Consider the following 26,247-nt stretch of genomic DNA (forward strand, 5'->3'; position numbering starts at 1 on the left):
CAGACTATCGACCAGTTTCAGCATATCTTTGCCACATCTGCTCATATGCCTTTTCCATTTCACGAGTAAACTGTTTGGCATTCCACAGGGGGGATGTCTGCCTTGATTGCCGCAGTTTCCAAGCGATTTGTTGCCGCAAAACGGAGTCTTTTCCTAAACGAATACCCCACTCTACATACTCTTCATCAGTCCAAGCAATACCTTCTGTCACACCCACGTTCATCATCATGGTGTAGCTGTTACGAGCTGCAAATTGTTGCCCAACTCTAGTCACTAAGGGAATGCCCATCCACAAAGTTTCTAAAGTAGTGGTGGCTCCATTGTACGGATATGTATCCAGTACCACATCAGCAATGCCTAGATTAGCACGGTGAGTTGCTTCTAATGGCACCTCCGGTAAAAATCGCAGGCGATCGCAATTCACCCCCTCTTCCTCAGCAATTTGTTCAAAGAATCTTTTCATTGACTCTTGGTCTTCGTGTCCTTTAATTAGTAGATAGCTGTGAGGTACTTCCTTTGTAATTTTTAATTGCAAACGGGCTGTATTGGGATGACGCTTATATGCTGTTTGACAGCTGAGATAAACCACTGCATCGTTAGGAATATTTAATTGTTCGCGCCGTAGGGTAGGTACATCTACTTCAAAGCCATCTACAGCAATATATGTTGTTGGTAAACGCCAAATAGTTGACGCATAATAATCTTGAGCAGATTCAGGTAAAACATAGGGATCTGCAATGAAATAATCAATTGCTGGCAAACCTGAAGCATCAGACCCTAGCCAAGTTACTTGAACTGGAGCAGGCTTTAATGCCATAACCCCACAGACTTCGCTAGAAGTGATGCTGTCTAGATCGAGCAGCACATCAATTTTGTCTTTATAAATACGTTCGGCAATTTCAGTTATTGTTTTTGTTTTGGATAAATCACAAAAATTAAATGTATTTCCAGCAATAAATTCTTGCAAACGATCGTTTTTACATTCTAAAGAATAAGCATAGACTTGAAACCGATCGCTTTCATGATACTGAAAAACCCATCGTGCTAGCCAGCCAACAGAATGTCTGCGTAAACAGGTAGATAAGTAACCAATCTTCAAAGGTTTGAGGGAATTACCAATGCTCTTAGATGATTGCTGTGATTGAAATACTCCTACTCCCAGATTAGAGTAGCCCTGGATTCCAGACTGACAAAATTTGCCAACCACACTGCGAAATTTATGTGTGTTATCAGGGTCATCCTGAAAGTAAGGAGAAAAGACCACAGTTGTCATTAAAGACGGAAGATGACCTTCCTTTACAGTGCTATTAGATTCAATTAGCGTACTCAACGCTAATTGATATTTTTGATGGGCTGACTCACCTCGTTCCCATTGGCCGCCAGCTCGCATCAGACCTCTGACAGTCAGATAATTTGCCGCTACCTCATCCATCAAGGTATGCGGAGAATTAAGAATACGTTGAGCAAATTCTAGGCTTTCCAGATTCCTGCCTGCGGCTTGATATAGATTTGCTAGATTTGCTAAAATCCCTATATTATTGGGTTCTATCTGTAAGCATAGTTTTGTCAATCGGGCAGTTTTTTCTAAAGAAAGAGAGTTTACAAAGGCAGCAGCTTTATCAGTTAGAATAGGGAGTAAGCTTTCGGCATTATTGGTATTTAAAATACAAGCTTCAATAAAGTCAAAAGCAGAAGGGTGAAGTGGATAAAGCTCCAAAACCTGCTGTATTATCTGCAACAGTAAATCGGCATCAAACTTGATAACTTGGCTTGACTGAAGTAGGTGTGCCATCTCAGACAAGGGCAAATCCTCATTGTTAGATATCTCTAAACTAGGCAAGAGTCGAATAATATGTAGCAAGTTATCCAAGTTGTCTGGATTGACTTCTCGGATGTGTTGGCGGATTGCCCAGGCAACTCTATAGTCTGTCTGAGCTTCCCGTCGCTCTGCTTCGGCTTGCAAAACCTCTGTTAGCTCTATTGTCCACAGATTCACCTGTTCTGATTCACCTTCTGTCATTGCTAAGAGCCAAGTCATCTGCGCTTCCGCTTCTTGTCCCTGCAACAGCAACATCAGACCCAAATGCCAGTAATAAAACTTCTCGCTGGGTTCTGCTTCAATAGCCTGTTCATACAGGCTTGCAGCCTTACTGTAGTCTCCTTGCAATAAATACCGATCGGCTTGCTGTTGCCAGCCTAAAGGATTGCCAGTAGAAATTTCAGCACTCATGACATGACAGTATTAGGAATCTAAGACTAGCAATAATAATTCAAATCAATAAATAAAGTGGGTAGTTATCTACCCACTTTAGCAAAGGTCTTCTGCAAAGAAGCTTGAAAGCAGACAAGCTGCTAGTAGGATTATTTAACAGGTTTCTGGTTGTTTCCGCAGGTAATACCGGTGGTATTCGGAGACGCAGGAGTAGGAGTTCCGGCAGCAGGGGCTGTACCAGCAGGTATTGGGGTATTAGTCTCGCACAACACTGCCAGGGTGGTTGATTCTCCAGCACCTGCACCCGATGTTTTACCTACAGCTACAGTACCAACGTACCCTTTCAAAACCGCAGGACCAGTCTTAGCAGGCGTAGCTTGAGTGGAGGCTCCTGCAGTCCCTGCTGCAACAATGGTGTATTTATAGTTTTCTGTTTGTGTATTAATACCTAATTCTAACTCCGCGAATTGGGCTGACGAAGTTACAAAAGTACCCTGTTCCAGAAACCTGGCTTGTTGGGCGCGGTTTGCGGAGCCAACGTAGCTTTTGGCTTCAGATGCGCGGGCTTTGTTGGCTTGGTTAAGGAAGGAGGGCAGAGCAATAGCAGCCAGAATACCGATGATGATGATAACGACGAGCAGTTCAATCAGGGTGAAGCCTTCGGCCTGCTTTTTCTGGTTCAGGTGTTGCAGGAACTTGGCTTTTAGTTCAGTCTTCATGAAAGGTCTCCTTGAGGTGCGGGGTGCTTAACTTTTAACTCTTGGATGTAACTTACCCACTTCCGCTTAGTTTCATATCACCCCCCCGAAAAAATTTTTTGCAGGTTTCCCTATCAACTCAGGGTTGCCCCTCTAGAAGCACACAGCCAAAGTCCTCCAGCCCAATCAGTGCCTGTTTTACAATTTCAAAAGCTTCTGCCTCAGATGTCGGCTCCAGGGTCACAGGATTTACGGGTCTGAGTTTCTGCCATAGCTGCACCAGTGACAGCATAGACTGAGACGACTCCCACAGGGGGAGTAAGCAAGCCGCTATGGTACTGTCCATTACTGGCAGGTACTCACTAATTTCAAACGGTTGCAGTTGGTTAACGCGGCTGACGAGTTCTTCTTTCACCTCTAATGTCTTCATCTGAGGATGCAGATGAACTATGGCTTCCTGCCAATCTGACAACTGCCACTCAGAGACTGGCACAAAAGGCTGAGCCTGGTTGGGATGACCGCACCAGAAGTCCAGTAGCCGATGAATGGGATTTAACAGTTCAAATAGATGCAGCTGGTCTTCCACTGTAGTTTCAGGCAAGCTCATCGCTAAAAACACCGGCAAATTGTCTGGTTCTTTGAACAGAGTCATCAAGTCCCATTCCCGCCAAGTCACCATGCTGATAAACTCAAGGTCAGATGTTTTCAAAGCAGAAAACATTTCCGGGATAGTGTAGCCTCGATCGCCTTGAAATAAATAATTCATCAGAAACCACTCTTCGTCTTTTTCACGCTTAGCATCCCAGGTAAACGTCTTGAGCCTGACTTGATCTTTCAAAGCCTTCATCGTTTCCCGCACTATGTCAATTTCCAACTCTCGTGGGGTTTCATCCATCAATCCCATCATCTTGAAAACCTTCTGCGCTCGATAGTAGTTGGTTCGCTGCAATGAACTATGAAAATTAGCGCGGATAATTCCCTCTGATTTCAAAACAGACTTCATAGCCTGTAATGCTGTCACTGGATCGGGTAAAAGATAAAGAACATCGTCACAATTAATGTAGTTAAATTCTCTATTAAGTTGTTGTAAATTTTCTATTGCTAGAACATGAAACTCTACATTTTCAAAGCCGTGATATTGCAGGCGTTTTTTGGCTAACTTTATTGACTCCTCTGAAAAATCAATGCCAACAACTTTTGCTCCTGAATTTGCTGCTGCAAGCATCAAGGATTTGTAGCCTGTGCCACAACCTGCATCTAAAATTACTTTATCTTGAGTATCTATAACTTTTTGGTTTCTCAAGTAGTAAGAGGTGACCATGTTATGAAGATAGAGTAAATTTGTCTCTCCAGTGGGATATTTTTCTAGTGGAATTCTAGGATAAGGTCCAGCGTCAAATTGCTGACGAATTTTCTCTAATAACTCGGATGATTGGTTGTCCATGCTTAATCGCTCCTAATGCTAAATTTTATTTTTCCCATCTTTGGCTTAGAAATATACTTATCTAGCAAAAACTGCTTTTAATCGCTCATCAATAGAGTTAGGGCTGTTTGAAACCAAAACTCAAGCTTAACAATGTTTATAGGCGTACATTCAGGTTTCGTCCCTAGAAATAAAGGGCTTGCAGACGGCCTACACCGGCAGGCGCGGGATGAAATTTCTGGTCAGAAGCGGTTATACTAAATTAAGCGTAGTCGTTATGAGTTTGTATAATCCTATGACCAACTCAACCGTAGAGAACTTGGTGATTATCGGTTCTGGCCCCGCGGGGTATACCGCTGCTATCTATGCGGCGCGGGCGAACCTGAAACCGTTTGTGTTTGAAGGGTTTCAAGCTGGGGGGCTACCTGGCGGGCAGCTGATGACAACGACGGAGGTGGAGAACTTTCCTGGATTTCCAGAGGGGATTACTGGACCAGAATTGATGGATCGGATGAAGGCGCAGGCTGAGAGATGGGGGGCTGAGTTAGTTACCGAGGATGTGATTTCGGTGGATTTGAGTCAGCGTCCTTTTATTGTCCGCTCTGAGGAACGGGAAGTTAGAACTCATAGTATTGTAATTGCTACGGGGGCGACGGCGAAGAGGTTAGGGCTGCCCAGCGAGCATGAATTTTGGAGCCGGGGGATCTCGGCTTGCGCGATTTGTGATGGTGCGACACCGATCTTCCACGGTGCGGAACTGGCTGTGGTTGGCGGGGGTGACTCAGCGGCTGAGGAATCAGTTTACTTGACTAAGTATGGCGATCGCGTTCATATGCTGATTCGCGGCGACAAGATGCGGGCAAGTAAAGCAATGCAGGATCGGGTGCTGAATAACCCTAGGATTACGGTTCACTGGAACTCTCAGCCAGTGGATGTTGTCGGTGAAGATGGTCGGATGACCGGGATTAAGCTCAAACATACTCAGACTGGTGAAGAGAGTGTTCTCCCTGTTAAAGGATTGTTCTACGCAGTTGGTCATCAGCCCAACACCTCCCTATTTAAGGGGCAGATGGAATTGGATGAAGTTGGTTACATCGTGACGAAGCCTGGTTCGGTGGAGACGAGTGTAGAAGGTATCTTTGCTGCGGGGGATGTCCAGGATCGTGAATATCGTCAGGCGATTACTGCGGCGGGTACTGGGTGTATGGCAGCAATGTTGGCGGAACGATGGCTATCTGTTAATGGTTTGCTCCAGGAGTATCGTCAGCAGATACATACGTCTGAAGAGCCAGATACACCGGCAGATGAGCCTGGTGATAAGATAGCTGAGCTGAATCCAGAAGCGGCGTTTAACCCGCAGGCGACGAGGCATGAGGGTAGCTATGCGTTGCGGAAGCTATTTCATGATAGCGATCGCCTGCTGATGGTCAAATATGTCTCGCCCAATTGCGGGCCTTGCCATACGCTAAAGCCGATCTTAAATAAGGTGGTGGATGAGTTCGATGGCAAAATCCACTTTGTAGAAATTGACATTGCGGAAGATAGAGACATTGCCGAGAATGCTGGTGTTACCGGAACGCCTACAGTGCAGTTCTTCAAAAACAAAGAATTAGTGGGTGAGATGAAGGGCGTTAAGCAAAAGAGCCAGTTCCGCCAAATGATTGAGCAATATGTCTAGCAAGGGTTTTAGGAATCAGGCGCATAGAATTCGCAGCTATACCAACAAAACCCGCTAGACAAGGGTTTAAAATGAAGTCCGCGTAGCATCCGGACTTCGCTTTCTGTTCCCTTCTTCTGAAGGGGGGTTGGCGTAGCCGCGATTTATCATCGCCAGGATATATTGATGACCCCGACAAAACTTCCTTTACCTCGACTTTTACGTTTATCTGGGCGTCCCAGTCTCTCCATGCAGATGATGCGGGTGGGAATTGTTATCACCTTGATGTTCGTGTTGATAGCCTTTCTCACTCCCGCATTTCAGGCTTGGGGATGGGTGCAAAATCCTTTGGAGTCCTTGGCTAACCCGATTCACGAGCCACCCTCGTGGCGTCATTGGTTTGGTACCAGTCGCCAAGGGTACGATGTTTTCTCGCGGACGCTGTTTGGGAGTCAAGCGGCGCTGCAAGTGGTTATCTTAGCAACCGTGTTGAGCCTTGTCATCGGGGTGCCGTTGGGTTTAGTCAGCGGTTATTTGGGTGGTAGGTTGGATCGGGTGCTGCTATTTTTGATGGATACAATTTATACGTTACCGGGGCTGTTGCTGTCGGTGACGCTGGCGTTTGTGGTGGGACGAGGGGTCTTAAATGCCGCGATCGCCCTCAGCATTTCCTACATTCCCCAATATTATCGAGTCGTCCGCAACCATACGGTTAGTGTTAAAACAGAACTGTTCATCGAAGCCGCTCAAGCAATGGGGGCAGACACTTGGAGGGTTCTCTCTCGCTACCTGTTTCTTAATGTGATTCAGAGCGTGCCTGTATTATTCACTCTGAATGCTGCCGATGCAATTTTGATTTTGGGCAGTTTGGGTTTTCTAGGGTTAGGGCTTGCCGATCAGGTTCCAGAATGGGGCTACGATCTCCGTCAGGCGCTGGATGCTCTGCCTACTGGCATTTGGTGGACAGCGCTTTTCCCAGGCTTAGCGATGACGCTGATGGTGGTAGGGTTGTCTCTGGTGGGAGAAGGATTAAGCGAGTTTGTGAATCCCCGGTTGCGGAGAGAAAATTGGAACCAAAAATCCCCTGAATAGAGTCAAATATTTTATCGGTAATGGGTAATCGAAACCTTTTTATACAATGACCCATTACCAACGATCCATTACCAATAAGCACTGCTGCTGAGATATGAAAGACAATATTTCTTTAATTGCTGCCGCTACAGGTGGTTTTATGTTATCTATTGCGATCGCTGGGATACTTAGGGCGGCACCTGTCACAGGTTTGAAGGTGCAAGCCAGTCCCAACACGGCCCAAGTATCGGATTTGCAGCTTAAACCTGTTTATCCCGATGAAACTGTTAGTTATACCCTGAATGAAAGGTTTTCTGTAAAAAATTCAATGCGCGTTCTTCCACAAATCAAGGGGGCGTTGAATAGTTTTCACACTTTGACGGAAAAAAGTAAATCTGCTTTGGGAGAAAAAGCTATCTCTGAGGTAGGAAATACTGATTGGGAAGTTCAAAACTTGGGCTTTACTAACTGGGTTGCTTCCGTTGAAGGGACAATTAAAAAGCAAGATTATCAGATGAAAAAGCTGGAGTTTGAATTAGCGAAAAAGCAGTATGAAGACAAAGAAATTGTAAAAGCAGTATTAGACCAGAAAGCGGTAAGTTATCAGCAGGCTAAGCAAGAATTTCAAAAGTTCTGGAATTCCTTTAAAATTTCAGACTGATATTAAGGGTCGTGGATTAAATAACTGACAAACTTCACCTTCTGTAGGGGCATTGCAATGCAATGCCCCTACAGAAGGAATTGGGACTTTATAAATCAGCTCTAAAGGTTGGGAAAAGTGACAAATGGCATGAATATAGATAAGTGGTATTAGTTTTTGGAAATTAGAAGAACGGTTGTGGTGAATCGGGAAGTAATTGGCATTGATCTGGGAGGAACGGCAATTAAGCTGGGGAGGTTCCGCGAGGATGGGACTTGCTTGGAGTCGTTGAGTGTGGCGACACCGCAACCGGCAACACCGACAGCGGTTTTGGATGCGATGATAGAAGCGATCGCGCAGCTCGATCCAGCAAGACACGCGATCGCGCTCGGTATCGGTACCCCTGGTCCCGCCGATGCATCAGGTAGAATTGCCAGAGTAGCAATTAACCTCGCAGGTTGGCATGATGTGCCCCTCGCAGATTGGTTAGAAGCCAAAACAGGTTTACCCACAGTTCTGGCTAATGATGCTAACTGTGCTGGGATGGGAGAAGCTTGGTTAGGAGCTGGACGCCATTACCGGAATTTGATTCTGCTAACACTCGGTACAGGTGTGGGGGGTGCGATTATCCTCGATGGGAACCTGTTTGTGGGTCATCAAGGTGCCGCCGCTGAGCTAGGATTAATTACCTTAAATCCAGAGGGTCCGCCCTGTAATAGCGGCAATCAAGGCTCTTTAGAGCAATATGCCTCAGTAGCCGCCATTCGCCGCCGCACAGGGTTAGAACCAGAGGAACTGGGCAAGCTGGCAAGCACAGGCGATCGCCAAGCATTAGAATTTTGGCAAAGCTACGGACGCGATCTCGGTGTTGGATTATCGAGTCTCATTTATGTTTTAACGCCGGAAGCGATTGTCATTGGCGGCGGCGTTAGTGCAAGTGCAGAATTTTTCTTTCCGGCTGCACAAGCAGAAATTGAGCGGCGGGTGCTGAAGAGTTCCCGTGAGGGTTTGCACCTATTAAAAGCTGAGTTAGGCAACCAAGCTGGAATGGTTGGGGCGGCAAAATTGGCTTGGCAAATTTTGAAGACTGAAAGTTGAGGGTTGAGGGCTGGGGACTGAGGGTTGAGGATTGAGGAGTGTTAGTCTCAGCACTTGTCGTTCTCCCTACTGGTTAAAATGAGTGCCCGGTTTTCTGTTTGATATATTCCAAAATTTTCTGATAGCAATCCGGGTCATTCTGCTTGTTGATAATGATGGGAATAGCACTATTCGGCAACCAGAACGTGAGCCTACCGTTAGAAGAATAGGAAAAGCTACTGATACGGTTGAGATCGACTACATATTCATTCCGTTCATAACTAACTTTGATCCAAGATGCTGCCAGTGAATGGAAGCTAACTTGTTGAATATAGTCCATTACTTGCTGATAGCCATCCGGGTTACTTTGACGGTTGATAATAATTGGGATGGCACTATCAGGCAACCAAAAAGTTACCTTACCGTTCGGGGTGCAAGCGAAGGCACTGATGCGGTCAAGATCGATTACATATTCATTTCGCTCATAACTCACTTTAATCCAATACGCCACATGACCTCCTCACATTAAGGTGAGTTCTGGCACTGACAACGCTCCCCCGCGCAAGTGGTTGGTGGAAAGCAGGACGTGAAGCGATCGCTTTCCGTCCTGCTGGAATTGCCAGCAACTGTTAAGATACCTCAGCTGCTTGGAGCGTCGCATCTTCTTGGGTAGGCTGTGAGGAGTCAGAACGAGCAAGTCCGGGGTCAAGCTGGGCTAGTGCCGCTTGAATCAATCCCTGGAACATCGGGTGGGGATTACTGGGTCGAGAGCTAAATTCCGGGTGGAATTGGGTGGCAATAAAGAAAGGATGGTTAGGTAGTTCAATAATTTCCACTAATCGCCCATCCGGCGAGGTACCGCTGATCGCATAGCCGGTTTCTAAAAACAGGTTGCGATAAGCATTATTAAACTCATACCGATGCCGATGCCGTTCGTAAACCACTTCTTCTTGATAGAGCCGGAAGGCTAGAGTATTGGGCGCTAAACGACAAGCATATAGCCCCAAGCGCATCGTGCCGCCCAAATCCACCACATCTTGCTGTTCCGGCAACAGGTTGATCACCGGATTCGATCCATTCGGGGCAAATTCAGCACTATTGGCATCTTCTAATCCTGCGACGTGTCGCGCCCATTCAATCACCGAACATTGCATTCCCAGACACAAACCGAGGAAGGGGATCTGGTTTTTACGGGCGTATTCAATCGCCGCAATTTTGCCATCGACACCCCGAACGCCGAAACCTCCAGGTACTACAATGCCGTTCACACCAGCCAGGTAAGTTTCGGCACTGCCCGATTCGATGCTTTCCGAGCTAACCCAACGGAGGTTAAGGTCACAATTCATTGCGATCGCTGCATGGCGCAAAGCTTCCAACACTGAGAGATAGGCATCTGTTAACCTTACATATTTACCAACGATGGCAATCTCTATCCGGTGAGTTGGATGATATAGGCGATCTACTAAGATTTTCCACTGGCTCAAGTTGGGTTGGCGTTGCTCTAGTTGCAGCAATTCCAGGGTTTGCTGTGCTAGTCCTTCCCGTTCTAAAATCAGCGGCACTTCGTAGATACTTTTGGCATCTTGGGCTGTAATCACGCACTCGACGGGAACATCGCAGAACTCTGAGATTTTTTCTTTGAGTCCTGGGTGTAGAGGGCGATCGCATCTACAAACTAAAATATCCGGTTGAATCCCGATCGACCGCAATTCCTTCACCGAATGCTGCGTCGGCTTGGTTTTCATCTCCCCTGCTGAGGGAATCCACGGCATCAGGGTTACGTGCATATACAGCACGTTATGACGCCCCACATCTTTGCGGAACTGACGAATTGCTTCCAAAAATGGCAGGGATTCAATATCGCCCACCGTGCCGCCAATTTCCGTAATCACCACATCCGGGTTAGTATTTTTGGCAACTCGCTGGATGCGATCTTTGATTTCATTCGTAATATGGGGAATTACCTGGACGGTGCCCCCCATATAATCGCCACGACGCTCTTTATTGAGTACCGCTTGGTAAATCGAGCCAGTTGTGACGCTATTGAGCCGAGACATGGACGTATCGGTGAAGCGTTCGTAGTGCCCCAAGTCCAAATCCGTCTCGGCACCATCTGCCGTTACGAACACTTCTCCGTGCTGAAAAGGACTCATCGTCCCCGGATCGACGTTAATATACGGATCTAATTTCAGGATAGACACCGAATAGTCACGCGACTTCAGCAAGCGTCCTAAACTTGCTGCTACAATTCCCTTGCCAATACTGGAAACCACGCCGCCGGTGACAAAGACAAACTTAGTCATAAAATGCTTAAAAGAAGAGCCATGTCGGCAACCCACCCCGTTAATTGTGCCACAGTCTTAACGAGTTGTTCGTTGCTTGTTGTTTGCAGTCTGCGATCGGTGATCGCTGGTTTGTAAAACCTTGGCAGAGTGGCTTTGTTGGCTGCCTTATCACCTATCCTATAGGAACGATAACAAGGCTAACAGTTGCTTTGCGATCGCTTATAGACCTTCAAACCCCTCAAAGGACTGACGACGGACAATTCCCACGCTTGGGCGATCGCGCTTTTGGTACGGTTTAACCCCTGAGTGACACTATTTTTGGCTTTGACTGAGTACCTCCCGACTTCGCTTCTAGCATCTGGTATTAGCACTTTGCCTTTACCGGAAGTTAGACGAAATCGATAGCTTCGTTCCTTTCAATGCCATCAATCCCACTCGTTTTCCTGCCAATTAGATTCTAAACTATTGATACCTGGTAATGCTTCGACCTCTGTAAATTGCTTGATAATTAAAATACTATTAACTGGATAATCGGTGGGCTAAGACACTAGACATGGCTAAAATTTACGATGAATTAAATCAGAATCTCCGAGACTTTATTCAGGAGCAGAAAATCTTCTTTACCGCGACTGCACCGAAAGAAGGTCGGATTAATTTGTCGCCTAAAGGAGTAGATACTTTCCGCTGTATTGATAATAATACAGTGGCTTACCTTGATTTAACTGGGAGTGGCAACGAGACCTCCGCTCATTTACATGAACCAGGAAATGGGCGGATGACGATCATGTTTTGCAGCTTTTCTGAAAAGCCTTTAATTCTTCGTTTATACGGTCAGGGAAAAGTAATTTTTCCAAGACATGAAGCTTGGGACAAATTTTATTCCTTGTTTACGCCAATCTTAGGAGAACGTCAGATCGTGGTACTTGAGATAAAATCAGTACAAACTTCATGCGGATATGGCGTGCCCATTTATGAACTGAAAGAAGAAAGAAAAACTATCAGAGAATGGGGTGAAAAAAAAGGGAAACAAGGAATCTTTGACTATTGGTGCGAAAAGAATCAAAAGAGTATCGATGGACTCCCCACAAAACTTTTACAAGATTAAAGAAACTTTTTTACTAATTTTATCCTCTAATTGATGTAAGGAACTTAGGATTTAACATGAGAAACATCCTGGGATTGGCTGTATTAGGGGTGGTTATGGCAGCACCAGTATCGGCAAAACAATCTCTTTACGTTTCCTATCCTCCTGCTAGCCATAAAACCACAGCTGACCGAATTTTCTTAATTGGCACAGCTCCACCGCCCGGAAAAGTGTTGGTAAATGGGAAGGCGATCGCGCGGAGCAAACAGGGGCATTTTGCTCCCAGTTTTCCGTTAAAGCCGGGAGAGAACCTCTTTACGGTGAGCTATCAAGGTCAAGCCGTCAAACTTAAAGTTACGCGGGCTGCCGCCCACCCTGAGCCACCAAAGGGGTTGGCATTTGCCAAAGATTCCCTGACTCCATCGCAGGATCTCGCCAGACTGCCGGGTGAGTTGCTGTGTTTCGGCGCAGTTGCTCCTGCTGACGCCAATGTTTCCGTCAATTTGGCGAATCAAACGATTCCGCTAACTAACCAGCAGCAGGTTGTACAGCTACCAGCGAATTCCGCTGCCTTAACTGCACAAAATCAACCTTATGCTGTCGCTGGGGCAGGACACTACCTGGGTTGTGCAGCAGCGGCGGCGGCGGCTGATTTGGGTCGTCCCCAGTTCAAAGTAGAAAAAAATGGGCAGATTGTGAGTCAGGAGGGACCGGCGAAGATTCAGATTCTCTCTCCAGCACAGCTAGAGGTGGCTGAGGTGATTGTTGATGCCGGGGTCGCCCGAACCGGGCCAAGTACAGATTATTCTCGCCTGACACCGCTGCCGAAAACTACGCGAGCTACAATTACAGGTCGAGACGGGGAATGGGTGCGCTTGGACTATGGCGGCTGGATTAACAGTAAAGAAGTTCAAATTGTCAAGGGTTCAGTGCCACCGCGATCGCTGATTCGCAGTATTCGCGCTCGGAAGATTCCCGGTGCCACAGAAGTCATTTTTCCCTTACAAGTGCCGGTACCGCTCGTTGTGCAGCAGGGCGATCGCACGCTGACATTAACGCTGTATAACACGACGGCGCAAACGGACATCATTCGCCTCGACCCCGATCCCGTCATTTCTCGCCTGGATTGGCAACAGGTCGCCCCAGAAACCGTTCAATATACGTTTAATCTCAAATCCGCTCAGCAATGGGGTTATACGGTGAGATATGAAGGCACGAGCCTGATTTTATCTCTGCGCCATCCCCCTCGTCTCACCTCTGGCCCCTCCCCTCTCCGTTCTCAGTCTTCCAACAAGCCTTTATCTGGAATCAAAATTGTTCTCGATCCCGGACATGGCGGTGAAGACAGTGGCGCAGGAGGGCCAACCGGCTATCCCGAAAAAGAGGTGACGCTCACCATGTCAAAGCTGATCGCCACTCAGCTAATTGCACGGGGTGCCACAGTGTACCTGACGCGGGAAGTTGATAAGGCGGTGTCGCTGCCAGAACGGGTGGCAATTATTGACGCAGTGAAACCGGCAATTTCGCTTTCAATTCACTACAATTCCCTCCCCGATGAAGGAGATGCCCAGAATACGCAGGGTTTTGGGACTTTTTGGTATCATCCCCAAGCCCACAGCTTAGCGATGTTTCTGCATAACTACATCGTGACTCAGGCAGGGCGTCCTTCCTACGGCGTTTTTTGGGATAACTTAGCCCTCGCGCGTCCTGCCTCTGCACCCTCTGTATTGCTGGAATTAGGTTTTATGAGCAATCCGGAAGAATTTGAATGGGTGGTCAATCCGCAAGCGCAGCAGAAGATGGCGGCAGCGATCGCTGAAGGCGTTACCCAATGGTTCAAAGTCGCTCGGTAAATACTCTTGTCGGCAGTAGGCTGGGTATGGGCATTCCCTTTGCAATGATTTGGGCAATGAATTCCCATCCCAGCAATACTAATTAAGTGCCTAATCGGAAGTCTTCGCTTCTGCGGCTTGTTTGGCTTGCTCAATTGTCAATCCCAAAGCCTCTGCGACCTGCTCCACAGTTAACCCTAATGTCAATAATCGAGACACTGCTTCTAATTTTGCTTCCAGTTTACCCTCCTCGACGGCGTCTTGATAAACTCTAGTTTGCTTTAACTCACTGAATCCAAACATTGCTTCCATCTCCTGGCGAGTCATTTGTGGAAACTTATACAAAACTATTGTCTCAATCAACTCTATAACTTGTCGCCTGATGGCTTCATCAGCAATTTCTTGACTAGCTTTATTCAGTAGCTGCCTTGCCAACTCGGTGGCTTTCTTTTTAGTTTCTACGACTAATTTCACCACTCCCACGCCAAGAGATCGATCTGCCGCTTCTCCTAATTCATCCAAATATATCCGCCTAACTCGCGGACTGGTCAGTAATTCTCGATACTGCGCTTGTACGCCAGGATCTAGGCTTCTGTTTTTAAAGATTACTGCTCCGCGCCAATCATTCGGTCGCTCATATTGAGAGAGGTATAAAAATATTTCGCCAAAAAAGCGCTGATAGAACCTTGGATCGCGTTGAAATTGGACTTCTACAAAATAAATGGGTTGGTCGGCAGAATCGTCAGAGGGTAGAAATAAACCATCGATACGAAAAGCAGTTTGTTTAACTTCAACTGAGGTGAATTGATAGGTGTTACCCGTTGAAGCAGGTTGACCGATCAATTCAAAGAAGATGCTAGGGAAATTTTGAAAGAGTTGATAGAAAATGCTGTCAGTTTTCACGCTTTCGGAGCCACTATTGAAAAAACAAATAGGGTGGGCAGTGCCCACCCTATCGTGTCTACACAATAATTAAACTGATTGAGCAATGTGATAAGGGCTGGTTAATTTATCCAGCTGTTGCACTAACAGACTGAGGAATAAACCGACATCAGTGACGACACCGACGGATTCGACAGAACCGCGATCGCTCAATTTGGTGACAACGGCTGGGTTAATATCTACGCAGACCATCTTCACCCCGGCTGGGGTCATATTTCCCACCCCAATTGAGTGCAGCATCGAAGAGAGCATCAAAATCATGTCTGCACCTTGCAGCAGTTGGGAATACTCTTCCTGAGCTTTAATTAAGTCCATCTGAGTATCTGGTAAGGGGCCATCATCGCGGATGGAACCGGCAAGGCAGAAGGGAACGCCATTACGGACGCACTCATACATGACACCGCTGTTGATCGCACCGTTCTCAACAGCTTTGGCAATACTGCCATAACGGCGAATTGTGTTAATTACTTTCAGATGATGGCGGTGTCCACCCCGAACGGCAACGCCGCGTTTCATATCCACACCCAGAGAGGTTCCCAACATAGACTGCTCGATGTCGTGGACAGCGATCGCATTTCCTCCCAGCAACGCCTGCACATAACCTTGCCGAATTAGATGCGTCAGGTGTTCGGCACCGCCAGTATGAATCACTACTGGCCCTGCTGTCACCACTACTTTACCGCCAGCATCGCGGATTTTGCGAAGTTCCCAGGCAACTTGTTCCACCACCAATTCCACGCGGCGTTCGCTGGAAACTCCGGCAGACATAAAGCTGAACTCTTGGGTGTTGCGCTGTTCGCGGGATTCGGTTTTACGAACCGTGCGGATACCGACGACATCAACGACTACCTGTTCGCCAAGTTCTAAATCCCGCAGCAGTTTACACCGTGCTACCCGTCCGTTGGGAGTTTGGGTAATGGCGATCGCGCCATCCATGCGTTGCTCTTGCACTCGCACCCACTCCCCATTGATTCTGACTTCTGTGGGATAAATGGTGGACACATAGAAATCATCTGGAGCCACCCCAGCTTGGATGACATCTTCCAGCTTGGCATCACGCTCATCTTGGGGCAAATTCACCGCACCCAAATCGATAAGCTGCGACAAAATCGCTTCCATCACATCGTGGGAAGGAGCCGACACTTTCACCTCCGCAGAGGAGGTACTTTGCCGTTGCTCTCCCAGACTGAAGTTGAGAACCTGGAAGCTGCCCCCATTTTCTACGACTAAATCTAAAGCACGGTTGATTAAGCCGGAGTCCAGCAAATGCCCTTCTAGGCGAATCGTGCGGCTTTCCACCGAGACATTGGCATGGACTTCTTCTCGGACGGGTTCCGTCACCCGCAGCGTCAGGCACTTGGCAGCACCCCCGGCTTTCAAAAATTCTGTCAGCGGCGTTTCGATGACTTGGAATCCAACATCGGCAAGGCGTTTTTTGAGCGCCTCACTCGCCTTATTCATCACTACAACGTGGTCAATATTCACCGCGTTGCAGGCGAAATTCACCGCATCCGCTTCCTCAATGGCAATCCGCTTCTCCGGCGCAACTCGCATTTCAATCAAGCGGTTGGTGTAAGAATCAAATGCGGGGGGATAGTAGAGCAAATAGCCGCCACTCAGGGGACAGAAGCAGGTATCCAGATGATAGAACCGCTCATCCATCAGTCGCAGCGATAGCACTTCGATGTCGAGCCACTTTGCCAACAACGGGTGAGAATCGAGTTCTGAGCGGAAGCCGTATCCCGCCCACAACCAGCGCCCCTCTCGATCCAGCAGCGCATCACCAGCGCCTTCAAACGGCAAGTCCTTGGGCAGTTCATGCACCTTATAGCCTTTTTCCTCAAACCATTGCTTGAAATAAGGCTCCTCACCCTGCCGCTCTTTGTGGAAGAAGCGGCTCAGGACGACGGTATCTCCCAGCACCAGCCCAGCATTGGCTGTAAACACCATATCAGGCACACCGCGTTGGGGTGCAACCAAATCGACAATGGCGTGGTCTTTGAGGACGTAGTGAAGCTTTTGCCATTGCTCTACGGCGCGATCGCGCGAGGATTTGTGAATATTGCCCTCCATCCAGGGATTAATCACATAATCCACGTCGTAATGGTCGGGAGCGCACATGAGGAAGCGGATCGAGGAGGTCATAAAAGAATCTCTAGTGAAATAGACAAGGGCAAACTCTTATTGGATACAGACTTTCCATGATCCAATTCTGTAGGACTTGTTACGAAATCTTTACCTCTTATTTGTAACAGCGAAAGTCAGCTCTAGAGGCTAATGTCTATTTTATTCTTTTACAACCCAAGGGGCTTGACAAAAAGTGATTTAGTGGGAATATTTAACAGTTTGAGAGCAAGTCGCTCCTATGTTTGATTCGCACTCCGTCGATATTGCAACAAAGCTGGAGGCCAAGTAGCTTGGGCTAATAAGGGCTGTAAATTTTTAGCAACGCGGGAGGCTAAAAGCTGGTGTCCGGCGGCATTTGGATGAATGATATCCTCCTGCCGATTTTTCGGATTATCGACAATTCCAGTTAAAACCTGCGGAATTAAATAAGCCTGTGTATCTTTAGCAACACGTTGATAAAGTTCGTCATATTCATCTTCTATGTAGCCGAGATTTATTCCTAGCAGCACAACAATTGCTTTTTGTTGTTGTATGGAGGTTACAATTTGTCGCAAGTTTTGTTCTGTCTCTGTTTTAGGAATTTTTCGCAGAAAATCATTTCCACCTAATTCAACAATTACCAGCCAAGGTTCTGCCGCGATCGCATCTTTTTGTAAGCGACTCAAGCCCATTGCGGTTGTATCGCCGCTAACACCGCGATTCAGTATTGGCAAACCGAGTTGACGACTCAACACGCTAGGAAAAGCTTCTGTCTTGTCCACGCCATATCCAGAGGCAATGCTATCGCCTAAGACGATAACTTGCTTACCAGCACCCGCTTTGAGGTTTTTGACATCATCGAAATTGTTGCCGCAACTGGTAACAACCAGCAGGGAAGCGAACAACAAACTAAAGAACCACACCCATCGGCGTTTTTTCATACGGTTTCCAATTCAACTCAACGATATTGCAGATGGTTGGCGGTAGGGGCGAAAAGAGAGAGCGATCGCCTATGCCACTTAACCCAATATTATTAATGCGAATGCTTCTCCCCGCGCTTCGTCTACTGACCACTTTTTTCGGCGCGGTAAGCATCGATAATCAAATAAACGCCTTGCGCCAACATCATAAGGATGACTAATGGCAAGGATGTTCCCAACATAATTGAAATAATGCCCCCGATATCAATCAATCCTGCTTGGATAAGAAATGATACAGCGCTGGCTTTCTTAAGATTAACTGAGTCTGAGGACAGGATAAGAACAAGTAAGAGTAAAGCTTGAAGTTCTGGGTTTTCAACGATAAGTAAATATTTGAACAGGTTGGTAGTCATTTGTGGAATTACTGAACCGTACAATTCCACGAAAGCGAATCGACTGGAGAAACCGCAGAACTCATAGGGACAGATATTAAGTTACCCTTTCTGACCCTCATCAAACCGTGACGCCGCTTAAGCTATTAATATCCGCAACTGCCCTTATCCGTTGATTATGGCTGAAATCCGCAATCGCAACAGCGTCCAGGTAAACGAGGCTGGAAAGCAGAAACTCATAGAGGCTAAAGCTGCTAAACATATTTACCGTAATTATAAAAAAAGGATTTGGACGTATTTGGACATTGCTGAAGCCTCTGGAGTGGGTGAAAAGACGGTTAAGCGGTTTTTTGCGGGAGAATCTGTTGATTGTGATAATGCGATCGCGATCGCCACAGCCCTAAATTTAGAACTAGCAGAATTAATCGATCCGAAGTCAGATCCATCACCTCCACCGCCAGAAACCCCGATTGGCTGGCGCGATATCTGCCACAAAATGCTGGAGGAACAGCTGAGGCGTTACCAATTCCGGCGACAGGCGACGGGTACGGGGTTGGGGCATGAGGTGGGTATCTATGTGCCGCTGGGATTGGTGAAACCGACAACTCAGCCTCGACGGAGTGAGGAGTTTTGCCCATCTCCAGATGAGGGGCGGTTGCAATATCAGCTGAATGAGAAGGAAATTGAGAAGCGGTTTGAGGCGGATGCGTTTCTCCGGGAGGTGATTGAGGAGGGGGAAGGCAAGATGATTGCCATTATTGGGGAACCGGGGGCGGGGAAAAGTACGTGGTTAGAGCAAATTGCCCGTCATCTCAAGGATTCAGAAAATGTTTCCCGGTTGCCGATTTGCATTCAACTGGGGAGTTTGGATGGGAAAACTTTGGAAGAGTATTTACTCCAGGTTTGGCTGAAGGAGGCGCTGTCTCTTCAAGGAATGGTGGTATCAGCCCAGATGCAAACTGAGTTGATGCAGTTGTTTAATTCTCATCAAGTGTGGCTGCTATTGGATGGGGTGGATGAAATACGGGCGGATACATCCACGGGGGCAAATTCGCCCCTACAAGGAATTGCAAATCAGCTGAGGGGTTGGGTGGCGCAGACGCAAACCCTGTTAACCTGTCGGCTGAATGTTTGGCAAGCGAACGATCGGGTAGTGCCGAATTGTGATATTTATCGCACCCTGGATTTTGACGATTCGCAGGTGGGGGAGTTTATTGGGGAGTGGTTTGCTAGGGCGGGGAAACCCCAGTTAGGGAAGCAGTTACGGGAGAAGTTAGGGGAATCGGGGCGGGAGCGGATTCGGGATTTGATTAGAAATCCTTTGCGGTTGGCGCTGTTGTGTCAAACCTGGGCGGTGAAGCAAGGGGAGTTGCCGAAGACGAAGGCGACGCTTTACCAGCGATTTCGAGAGGATTTCTATGAGTGGAAAAAAAACGAGTTTCCCATCAGCTGGCAGCAACGGCAGGAGTTGAATGCAGCGTTGGGAAGGTTGGCGGTTGCGGCAATTGAGAATCAGACACCCCTGAGGGAGTCGCTGGCATATCAGGTGATGGGGGAATCTCTGTTTGAGTTAGCGCGACAGATTGGTTGGCTGAATCTGGTGTACCGAGATGGGGAAACCGATGAACCTGTCTATGCCTTCTATCATCTGACGTTTCAGGAATATTTTGCAGCGCTGGCGATTGACAATTGGCACTTTTTCTTGACTCATGACAATGGCAATCCTCAACCGTTACCGGGCAATATTTACCGCATTTTTGAGCCGCAGTGGAAGGAGGTCATTTTGCTATGGCTGGGGCGAGAAGATGTGGAAAGGGAGCAGAAAGAAGAGTTTATTTGGGCACTTGGTTGGTTTGACGATGGGTGCTACTGCTTTTATCAGTATCGAGCCTATTTTCTAGCCTCATCTGGGGTTGCTGAGTTTCAGGATTGTCCTTGGGCAGATGAAATCGTAGCGCAAATTGTTACGTGGGGCTTTGGTTATTTCAACATTGACAAACAAGAGTGGTGGACATTTCTCGATCCGATTGCGGTGGGAGCGAGAGCATCCCTGTTAGAAACTAACTGTATCCTTGCTATTAATCAAATTGTTGACTTATTAGAAACCACAGAATCTGAAGATACCCGTTGGATGGCTGCCTACAGTTTGGGGAAAATTGACCCAGGAAACGAAGTAGCTATTTCTGGGTTAGTCCGGCTTCTGGAAACCACAGAAAATGAATCCACCCGTAGCAGTGCTGCCCAGAGTTTGGGGGAAATTGGCACCGGAAACGAAGTAGCTATTGCTGGGTTACTCCGGATTCTGGAAACTACAGAATCTGAAGATACCCGTAGGAGAGCTGCCCGGAGTTTGGGGGAAATTGGCACCGGAAACGAAGTAGCTATTGCTGGGTTACTCCGGAGTCTGGAAACCACAGAAGATGAAGATACCCGTTGGACGGCTGCCTACAGTTTGGGGGAAATTGGCACCGGAAACGAAGTAGCTATTGCTGGGTTACTCCGGATTCTGGAAACTACAGAATCTGAAGATACCCGTAGCAGTGCTGCCTCCAGTTTGGGGAAAATTGACCCAGGAAACGAAGTAGCTATTGCTGGGTTACTCCGGATTCTGGAAACCACAGAAAATAAGGATACCCGTAGCAGTGCTGCCTACAGTTTGGGGGAAATTGGCACCGGAAACGAAGTAGCTATTGCTGGGTTACTCCGGATTCTGGAAACTACAGAATCTGAAGATACCCGTAGCAGTGCTGCCTCCAGTTTGGGGAAAATTGACCCAGGAAACGAAGTAGCTATTGCTGGGTTACTCCGGATTCTGGAAACCACAGAAAATAAGGATACCCGTTGGAGTGCTGCCCGGAGTTTGGGGGAAATTGGCACCGGAAACGAAGTAGCTATTGCTGGGTTACTCCGGAGTCTGGAAACCACAGAAGATGAAGATACCCGTAGGAGTGCTGCCCGGAGTTTGGGGGAAATTGGCACCGGAAACGAAGTAGCTATTGCTGGGTTACTCCGGCTTCTGGAAACCACAGAAGATGAAGATACCCGTAGGAGAGCTGCCCGGAGTTTGGGGGAAATTGGCACCGGAAACGAAGTAGCTATTGCTGGGTTACTCCGGCTTCTGGAAACTACAGAATCTGAAGATACCCGTTGGACGGCTGACTACAGTTTGAGGGAAATTGGCACCGGAAACGAAGTAGCTATTGCTGGGTTACTCCGGATTCTGGAAACTACAGAATCTGAAGATACCCGTAGCAGTGCTGCCTCCAATTTGGGGAAAATTGACCCAGGAAACGAAGTAGCTATTGCTGGTTTACTCCGAATTCTGGAAACTACAGAATCCGGAGTAACCCGTTGGAGTGCTGCCTCCAGTTTGGGGAAAATTGGCACTGGAAACGAAGTAGCTATTGCTGGGTTACTCCGGATTCTGGAAACCACAGAATCTGAGGATACCCGTAGCAATGCTGCCTCCAGTTTGGGGAGAATCTTAGAAAACTACCAGATGCCCTCAACTGTCTTAGCTTTGCAGCACTGTTTAACACATGAAGTTTATAAAAGCAATTTTAAACTCTACGAAAACTGCTACAAACTTATCTGGGAGTGCGCTCAAACTCTGCCTTACCCAACCTTTTATCAAGCTTGGCATCATCCACCTATTACTCCCCATCCAGAAGTTACAGAGACTACCGAAGTTGGTTTCACCCCCTTCACCCAACGCCATAACTTGGCAGTATTACCCAAAATTCTTCACGCCGCCATTAACAACGATCCTCAGATGAGGGACAAAGTACAACTTATTTGCATCGACAGCAGCAAATTCGAGAACCCAGATAATCCCGCCTCGGAAATTTACGCCGAGATGGTAATGCAAGGCTGTCCTGAACGTCCGAATGGGGAACCGGAAACGATGCAAGCGCTCAAAGTTTATTGTCAGCTAAAATGCCAGGGAATCTTTCTAATTTTTTACGAAGATACAAGCGGCGAAACACCCCAAGGCTTCAGTCAAACTTTCCTCACATCTCTGAGCAAATTTCATAATGCGAGGAGAATTTGTGTAGTGAGCGAACAGCCTTGTAATCTCCAAACATTCTCTCCAAGTCAACCAAATTTAGTTACAGATATTGTGAGTTGGATTAGAGAGAAAATGATGGAAGAATAAAGCGCATTTCCTTCTCCTCAACCCGCTATTAAACTTCCTCTTTATATCAATTCACTCAGGCTGCTTGTGGTGAGTTGCCAAACCCGCAATAAAAGCTCCCATAACCATTCCCGCCCACAAGCCGCTGCTGCTGCCTTGCATATAAGCTCCTGGCATCATCCAAGCTTGACACGCTGTCTTGAATGCTGCGAATTCTAAAGTATTTTTTGTCATACTTTCGCAGCGTTGGTTATCAGCCAGTAACTTAATTTGTACACCCATGTAAGCACCGAAACAACCCGATGCTAACGCTATAAAAGTACAAATTAGCATACGTTTTTTATTCATGGCTAACAGCTAATGGCTAATTATTCGTAATAGTTAATGATATCAAATCCCGTTTATTCCCCACAATTTTCCGGAAACCCACCACGCCAGAGCCTGCGTCTCCGGCTCCCCTCCCCGCTTGCGGGGAGGGGCTGGGGGTAGGGTTCTTTTATGGACAATTCAACAGATTTGATCTGACTGATTAGCCATCAACCATCAACCCGTATTCCGCATCCCGGCAGCAATCCCGTTAATCGTTAACAGCGCCCCGCGTAGCAATTCGCCTTTACTGTAACGAGAATGGACAACACCAGACGCTGCTTGCTTGCCATGTTGGCGCAGGCGTTTTAGCAGAGAGACTTGCAAGAAGCCCAGAGGGACAATCGTGCCGTTGCGTAACTGCACAGACCTTTGTAGGACTGGATCGCCATCCAACAGCCGTTTGTGACCCGCAATCGTCAGCACTAAATCGCAAGTGAGGTGAAACTCGCTCTTGATTTGCTCAAACAAGGCTTCAAAGCGATCGCGATCTTCCGGGTGGGACAACTCCCGCACGTAGTGGTGAGCAATCTGCAAATCGACTTTCGACAACGTCATTTCTGCTTTAGAAATTGCCATCTTGAAGAAAGGCCACTTGAAGTAGAAATAACGCAGCAGCTTCAGATTTTCTTCGGGTTCTTCGTTCAAAAACTCTTGCAATGCCGTTCCGACACCGTACCAACTCGGCAGCAGGAAGCGCGTTTGCGTCCAGCTAAACACCCAAGGAATTGCCCGCAGACTCGCTAAATCCTTTTTACCGCCGCGACGGGCAGGACGAGAGCTGATTTGCAATTGGCTGATTTCTTCGATGGGGGTCACTTGGTGGAAGAAATCGACTAAATCGGGTTGTTCGTAAATCAAGGCGCGATAGTGGGCACGCGATCGCGTCGCCAACTCTTCCATGATTTCGTTCCACGGCTCGATATCATCAAACCCGGTTCGCAGCAAGCTTGCCTGAATCACAGCGGTTGTTACGGCTTCCAGGTTGTACAGGGCTAACTCTGGCAACGAGTATTTAGAAGCCAGCACTTCCCCCTGTTCGGTAATTTTGATCCGCCCATTGATACTATGACCGGGTTGAGCCAGGATCGCTTCGTAGGCAGGACCGCCGCCGCGACCGACCGAACCGCCGCGCCCGTGGAAAATCCGTAAAGCGATGCCGTACTGTTCGGCGATTTTTTGTAGCACTTTCTGAGCTTTATGGATTTCCCAGTTACTGCTCAAGAAGCCGGAATCCTTGTTGCTGTCTGAGTAGCCCAGCATCACCTCTTGCAGGTTATAGGTTGGAGATTCCAAGGAAGCAGGTTGGTTTGAATCCTCAACCTTTAACGCTTGCGAATCTTTAACGTTTTCATAGCCTCCCGCAAGACAAGCGCGATACAAAGGCAGTTCAAACAAATCTTGCATGACTGCGGGTGCCCGCTTCAGGTCTTCCACCGTTTCAAACAGCGGCACCACCATGATGCTGCTCTTTCCGGTAGAGGGGTCATACAGACCCGCTTCTTTTGCCAGCAGCAGCACTTCCAGAACGTCACTGGCTTCCCGGTTCATGCTGATGATGTAGGTTTGGCAAATTTGAGAACCAAACTCTAGCTGGAGCTGCCGCAGCATTCGGAAGGTTTCAACGGTTTCGCAAATTTTTTCAGAAAATGGCAATTCTGCTGGGATTAGCGGGCGCTTGGTTTGCAGTTCCGTTGCCAGCCACAGCGCGCGCTCGGCTTCCGATAGATCGTTGTATGCTTTGGGCAGAATTTGCAGGTATTGGGTTATTTCGTTGAAGGTGTCGGAATGGCGAGTGCTTTCCTGGCGAATATCTAAGTGCGCCAAGTTGAAGCCATAGATTTCCACCTGACAAATTAAATTTTCCAGATCCCGGCATGATAAACCCGTCTCAATCAGGTTCCGGTGAATCAGCCGCAGTTCTGCTAGAAATTCTTCTCCAGAGCGGTAAACGACGTGAGACTGGCTATCTGAGATTTGCCGATGCAAGTTTTCGCCATCCGAAAGTCGCCGGTTGCGATCGCTGGTATTTTGCAGACGCTGCTGAATGTATGCCAGCTTCAGGCGGTAAGGCTCTTGTCGGTATCGAATTGCCAGATGCTCGTATACTTCTGGCATTTGCGACCGATCCTGCTCTAAGGAGTCCAGCAAATCTGGCAAGACATCGCTCCAGTGCAACGACAAGCTGAGCTGATTCGTCAGTTGCCGCAACGATTGGATATACTTCTCCAGCACTAAACCGCGCTGATAGCAAGCGGTTTGCCAAGTGACTTTCGGGGTGACTGAGGGGTTTCCATCCCGGTCTGCCCCTACCCAAGAACCAAACTGGCAGAAGTTGTTTACAGGGGGAGTTAGTCCCGGAAAAGAAGCTTTTAAGGCGCGTTTTAGGCGTTGATGAAGCTGAGGAATCGTATCAAACAACACTTCCTGGAAGTAGTGGAGGGTGTAATCCACTTCATCCAACACGGTTGGTTTAAATTGATGCAGTTCGTCGGTGCGCCACCAGAGGCGAATTTCTTCGGTTAATTGTTCGATGCAAGCCTCTGCTTCCCAAGAAGTCGTCAAACCTAAGGCTCTAAATTCTTCTTCTGCCTGGTCTAGCTGTTGCAGAATTTTAGCAATCCGCTGCTGTTTGCCGCGAATCGTATGGCGAACAATTTCCGTCGGGTGAGCGGTAAAAACTAGCCGCACGTCCAGATTATCAATCAACCGCTGGATTTGCTGCGGAGGCACATTCATCTGGCGCAAATGGGGAAACAACCCGTGGAATGTCCCGGCATTTCGTTTGGCTGTGCCATCGTGGTGCCAGCTCTTTTCAAGCAAATCCGCTCCCGGTCCGCCGTTTTGGTTTTCTTCCTCCATGTCCTCTGGCGACAACACAATGGCGGAGTCCCCATCTCCTTGCAAGCTGGGAAGTTTACGCGGTGCTGCCTCACCAGCAGGAGCGTTGTAGGTAGCACGTCGGGAAAGCTGCTGATCGCGCTGTTCGTAGTGCTGCTCGACGATGTTAATGAGCTGGAAGTAGAGAGCAAAGGCGCGTGAGGCTCGAATCGCTGCATTGAGATCAAGCTTTTCGATCAGCTGAGGTACTGACTCAGGCAATTCTGTTGCCTGTCCTTCTGGCGAACACCTCGATCGAAGTTGATTAAGCAGATCGACCAGTTCCTGACCGCATTCCTGTTGGAGAACAGACTCCCATAAGTCCTCCACCACTTTGAGGCGATGACGTAAAAATAAAGCAGAAGTAGATGTTACCGTCAATGGCTGATCCGTCGATTGCAGTAGGGAACTCATAGAGTCTATTCTCTCTAAAGAAGAATAATCACCTAATTTTAGGGTTTCTAGTCCCAGCAAGTGGTTTACAGCGAACACCAACTGGGTTTTTCCAGAAAAAGGGAGGGGTTGCG

At 47.7% G+C, this 26,247-nt stretch carries 19 protein-coding genes; 7 read left to right on the forward strand and 12 right to left on the reverse strand.

What is annotated here, in order from left to right:
* Window positions 1–4: 4 nt before the first annotated feature.
* The 3 genes from NC996_RS22920 to NC996_RS22930 all read right to left on the reverse strand — a co-directional run bounded on the left by NC996_RS22920 (window position 5) and on the right by NC996_RS22930 (window position 4,354).
* A complete protein-coding gene (locus NC996_RS22920; protein ID WP_190686546.1) occupies window positions 5–2,230 on the reverse strand; it encodes an O-linked N-acetylglucosamine transferase, SPINDLY family protein in 2,226 nt (741 codons plus the stop codon).
* A 131-nt stretch (window positions 2,231–2,361) separates the two neighbouring features.
* Window positions 2,362–2,931: a type IV pilin-like G/H family protein gene (locus NC996_RS22925; RefSeq protein ID WP_190686549.1), complete on the reverse strand. Its 570-nt coding sequence runs from the start codon at window positions 2,929–2,931 to the stop codon at window positions 2,362–2,364.
* A gap of 118 nt (window positions 2,932–3,049) precedes the next feature.
* Entirely contained in the window at window positions 3,050–4,354 is a 1,305-nt protein-coding gene (locus NC996_RS22930; protein ID WP_190686551.1) for a methyltransferase domain-containing protein, read from the reverse strand.
* Between the two features lie 274 nt (window positions 4,355–4,628).
* Here NC996_RS22930 and trxB point away from each other — a divergent pair, with 274 nt between their 5' ends.
* The 4 genes from trxB to NC996_RS22950 all read left to right on the forward strand — a co-directional run bounded on the left by trxB (window position 4,629) and on the right by NC996_RS22950 (window position 8,799).
* Window positions 4,629–6,011: a thioredoxin-disulfide reductase gene (gene trxB / locus NC996_RS22935; protein ID WP_190686554.1), complete on the forward strand. Its 1,383-nt coding sequence runs from the start codon at window positions 4,629–4,631 to the stop codon at window positions 6,009–6,011.
* Between the two features lie 165 nt (window positions 6,012–6,176).
* The gene (locus NC996_RS22940; RefSeq protein WP_190426687.1) at window positions 6,177–7,082 is read left to right on the forward strand and encodes an ABC transporter permease; all 906 of its coding nucleotides are present in this window, start codon (window positions 6,177–6,179) and stop codon (window positions 7,080–7,082) included.
* 196 nt (window positions 7,083–7,278) lie between these two features.
* Window positions 7,279–7,722 carry a hypothetical protein gene (locus tag NC996_RS22945; RefSeq protein ID WP_339380350.1) on the forward strand — a complete coding sequence of 148 codons (444 nt, stop codon included), beginning with the start codon at window positions 7,279–7,281 and terminating at the stop codon, window positions 7,720–7,722.
* 156 nt (window positions 7,723–7,878) lie between these two features.
* A complete protein-coding gene (locus tag NC996_RS22950) occupies window positions 7,879–8,799 on the forward strand; it encodes an ROK family protein (RefSeq protein ID WP_199303137.1) in 921 nt (306 codons plus the stop codon).
* Between the two features lie 73 nt (window positions 8,800–8,872).
* On the opposite strand, the gene NC996_RS22955 is transcribed toward NC996_RS22950, so the two are convergent.
* From NC996_RS22955 to NC996_RS22965, 3 genes are all read right to left on the reverse strand, one after another.
* Window positions 8,873–9,289 (reverse strand): hypothetical protein, encoded by a 417-nt coding sequence (locus NC996_RS22955; RefSeq protein WP_190412837.1) that lies wholly within the window; start codon window positions 9,287–9,289, stop codon window positions 8,873–8,875.
* A 118-nt stretch (window positions 9,290–9,407) separates the two neighbouring features.
* Complete coding sequence (locus NC996_RS22960; RefSeq protein ID WP_190412838.1) at window positions 9,408–11,081, reverse strand: CTP synthase; 1,674 nt, start codon at window positions 11,079–11,081, stop codon at window positions 9,408–9,410.
* Between the two features lie 179 nt (window positions 11,082–11,260).
* Entirely contained in the window at window positions 11,261–11,434 is a 174-nt protein-coding gene (locus tag NC996_RS22965; RefSeq protein WP_190686557.1) for a hypothetical protein, read from the reverse strand.
* A gap of 182 nt (window positions 11,435–11,616) precedes the next feature.
* On the opposite strand from NC996_RS22965, the gene NC996_RS22970 reads away from it, so the two are divergent.
* Together NC996_RS22970 and NC996_RS22975 are read left to right on the forward strand one after the other, a co-directional pair.
* Window positions 11,617–12,168: a pyridoxamine 5'-phosphate oxidase family protein gene (locus tag NC996_RS22970; protein WP_190686560.1), complete on the forward strand. Its 552-nt coding sequence runs from the start codon at window positions 11,617–11,619 to the stop codon at window positions 12,166–12,168.
* A gap of 56 nt (window positions 12,169–12,224) precedes the next feature.
* Window positions 12,225–14,000: an N-acetylmuramoyl-L-alanine amidase gene (locus tag NC996_RS22975; RefSeq protein WP_190439890.1), complete on the forward strand. Its 1,776-nt coding sequence runs from the start codon at window positions 12,225–12,227 to the stop codon at window positions 13,998–14,000.
* 90 nt (window positions 14,001–14,090) lie between these two features.
* Here the strand turns inward: NC996_RS22975 and NC996_RS22980 are convergent, their stop codons facing one another.
* The 4 genes from NC996_RS22980 to NC996_RS22995 form a co-directional block, all read right to left on the reverse strand.
* Window positions 14,091–14,882: an Rpn family recombination-promoting nuclease/putative transposase gene (locus tag NC996_RS22980; RefSeq protein WP_190686563.1), complete on the reverse strand. Its 792-nt coding sequence runs from the start codon at window positions 14,880–14,882 to the stop codon at window positions 14,091–14,093.
* 69 nt (window positions 14,883–14,951) lie between these two features.
* The gene (locus tag NC996_RS22985; RefSeq protein WP_190686566.1) at window positions 14,952–17,066 is read right to left on the reverse strand and encodes a TIGR00300 family protein; all 2,115 of its coding nucleotides are present in this window, start codon (window positions 17,064–17,066) and stop codon (window positions 14,952–14,954) included.
* Window positions 17,067–17,284: 218 nt separating this feature from the next.
* Window positions 17,285–17,968 carry a GDSL-type esterase/lipase family protein gene (locus NC996_RS22990; protein WP_190686568.1) on the reverse strand — a complete coding sequence of 228 codons (684 nt, stop codon included), beginning with the start codon at window positions 17,966–17,968 and terminating at the stop codon, window positions 17,285–17,287.
* A gap of 122 nt (window positions 17,969–18,090) precedes the next feature.
* Entirely contained in the window at window positions 18,091–18,360 is a 270-nt protein-coding gene (locus tag NC996_RS22995; protein WP_190686570.1) for a hypothetical protein, read from the reverse strand.
* 157 nt (window positions 18,361–18,517) lie between these two features.
* Between NC996_RS22995 and NC996_RS23000 the strand changes: the two genes are divergently transcribed.
* Window positions 18,518–22,495, forward strand: coding sequence for a HEAT repeat domain-containing protein (locus NC996_RS23000; RefSeq protein WP_190686572.1), 3,978 nt, complete (start codon window positions 18,518–18,520; stop codon window positions 22,493–22,495).
* Window positions 22,496–22,546: 51 nt separating this feature from the next.
* Here NC996_RS23000 and NC996_RS23005 read toward each other — a convergent pair whose 3' ends face one another.
* Together NC996_RS23005 and ppc are read right to left on the reverse strand one after the other, a co-directional pair.
* The gene (locus tag NC996_RS23005; RefSeq protein ID WP_190686574.1) at window positions 22,547–22,822 is read right to left on the reverse strand and encodes a hypothetical protein; all 276 of its coding nucleotides are present in this window, start codon (window positions 22,820–22,822) and stop codon (window positions 22,547–22,549) included.
* 195 nt (window positions 22,823–23,017) lie between these two features.
* Window positions 23,018–26,134 carry a phosphoenolpyruvate carboxylase gene (gene ppc / locus NC996_RS23010; RefSeq protein WP_190686576.1) on the reverse strand — a complete coding sequence of 1,039 codons (3,117 nt, stop codon included), beginning with the start codon at window positions 26,132–26,134 and terminating at the stop codon, window positions 23,018–23,020.
* Between the last annotated feature and the right edge of the window lie 113 nt (window positions 26,135–26,247).

The organism is Trichocoleus sp. ST-U2, assembly GCF_039961875.1.
Classification (GTDB): domain Bacteria; phylum Cyanobacteriota; class Cyanobacteriia; order Cyanobacteriales; family FACHB-T130; genus FACHB-T130.

What these genes read in the sequence shown, in the direction of transcription:
- ppc (WP_190686576.1), bottom strand. Translation starts at nt 26,134, where the DNA reads ATGAGTTCCCTACTGCAATCGACGGATCAGCCATTGACGGTAACATCT.
- NC996_RS22975 (WP_190439890.1), top strand. Translation starts at nt 12,225, where the DNA reads ATGAGAAACATCCTGGGATTGGCTGTATTAGGGGTGGTTATGGCAGCA.
- NC996_RS22940 (WP_190426687.1), top strand. Translation starts at nt 6,177, where the DNA reads ATGACCCCGACAAAACTTCCTTTACCTCGACTTTTACGTTTATCTGGG.
- NC996_RS22960 (WP_190412838.1), bottom strand. Translation starts at nt 11,081, where the DNA reads ATGACTAAGTTTGTCTTTGTCACCGGCGGCGTGGTTTCCAGTATTGGC.
- NC996_RS23005 (WP_190686574.1), bottom strand. Translation starts at nt 22,822, where the DNA reads ATGAATAAAAAACGTATGCTAATTTGTACTTTTATAGCGTTAGCATCG.
- NC996_RS22995 (WP_190686570.1), bottom strand. Translation starts at nt 18,360, where the DNA reads ATGACTACCAACCTGTTCAAATATTTACTTATCGTTGAAAACCCAGAA.
- NC996_RS22920 (WP_190686546.1), bottom strand. Translation starts at nt 2,230, where the DNA reads ATGAGTGCTGAAATTTCTACTGGCAATCCTTTAGGCTGGCAACAGCAA.
- NC996_RS22970 (WP_190686560.1), top strand. Translation starts at nt 11,617, where the DNA reads ATGGCTAAAATTTACGATGAATTAAATCAGAATCTCCGAGACTTTATT.
- trxB (WP_190686554.1), top strand. Translation starts at nt 4,629, where the DNA reads ATGACCAACTCAACCGTAGAGAACTTGGTGATTATCGGTTCTGGCCCC.
- NC996_RS22930 (WP_190686551.1), bottom strand. Translation starts at nt 4,354, where the DNA reads ATGGACAACCAATCATCCGAGTTATTAGAGAAAATTCGTCAGCAATTT.
- NC996_RS22985 (WP_190686566.1), bottom strand. Translation starts at nt 17,066, where the DNA reads ATGACCTCCTCGATCCGCTTCCTCATGTGCGCTCCCGACCATTACGAC.
- NC996_RS23000 (WP_190686572.1), top strand. Translation starts at nt 18,518, where the DNA reads ATGGCTGAAATCCGCAATCGCAACAGCGTCCAGGTAAACGAGGCTGGA.
- NC996_RS22925 (WP_190686549.1), bottom strand. Translation starts at nt 2,931, where the DNA reads ATGAAGACTGAACTAAAAGCCAAGTTCCTGCAACACCTGAACCAGAAA.
- NC996_RS22990 (WP_190686568.1), bottom strand. Translation starts at nt 17,968, where the DNA reads ATGAAAAAACGCCGATGGGTGTGGTTCTTTAGTTTGTTGTTCGCTTCC.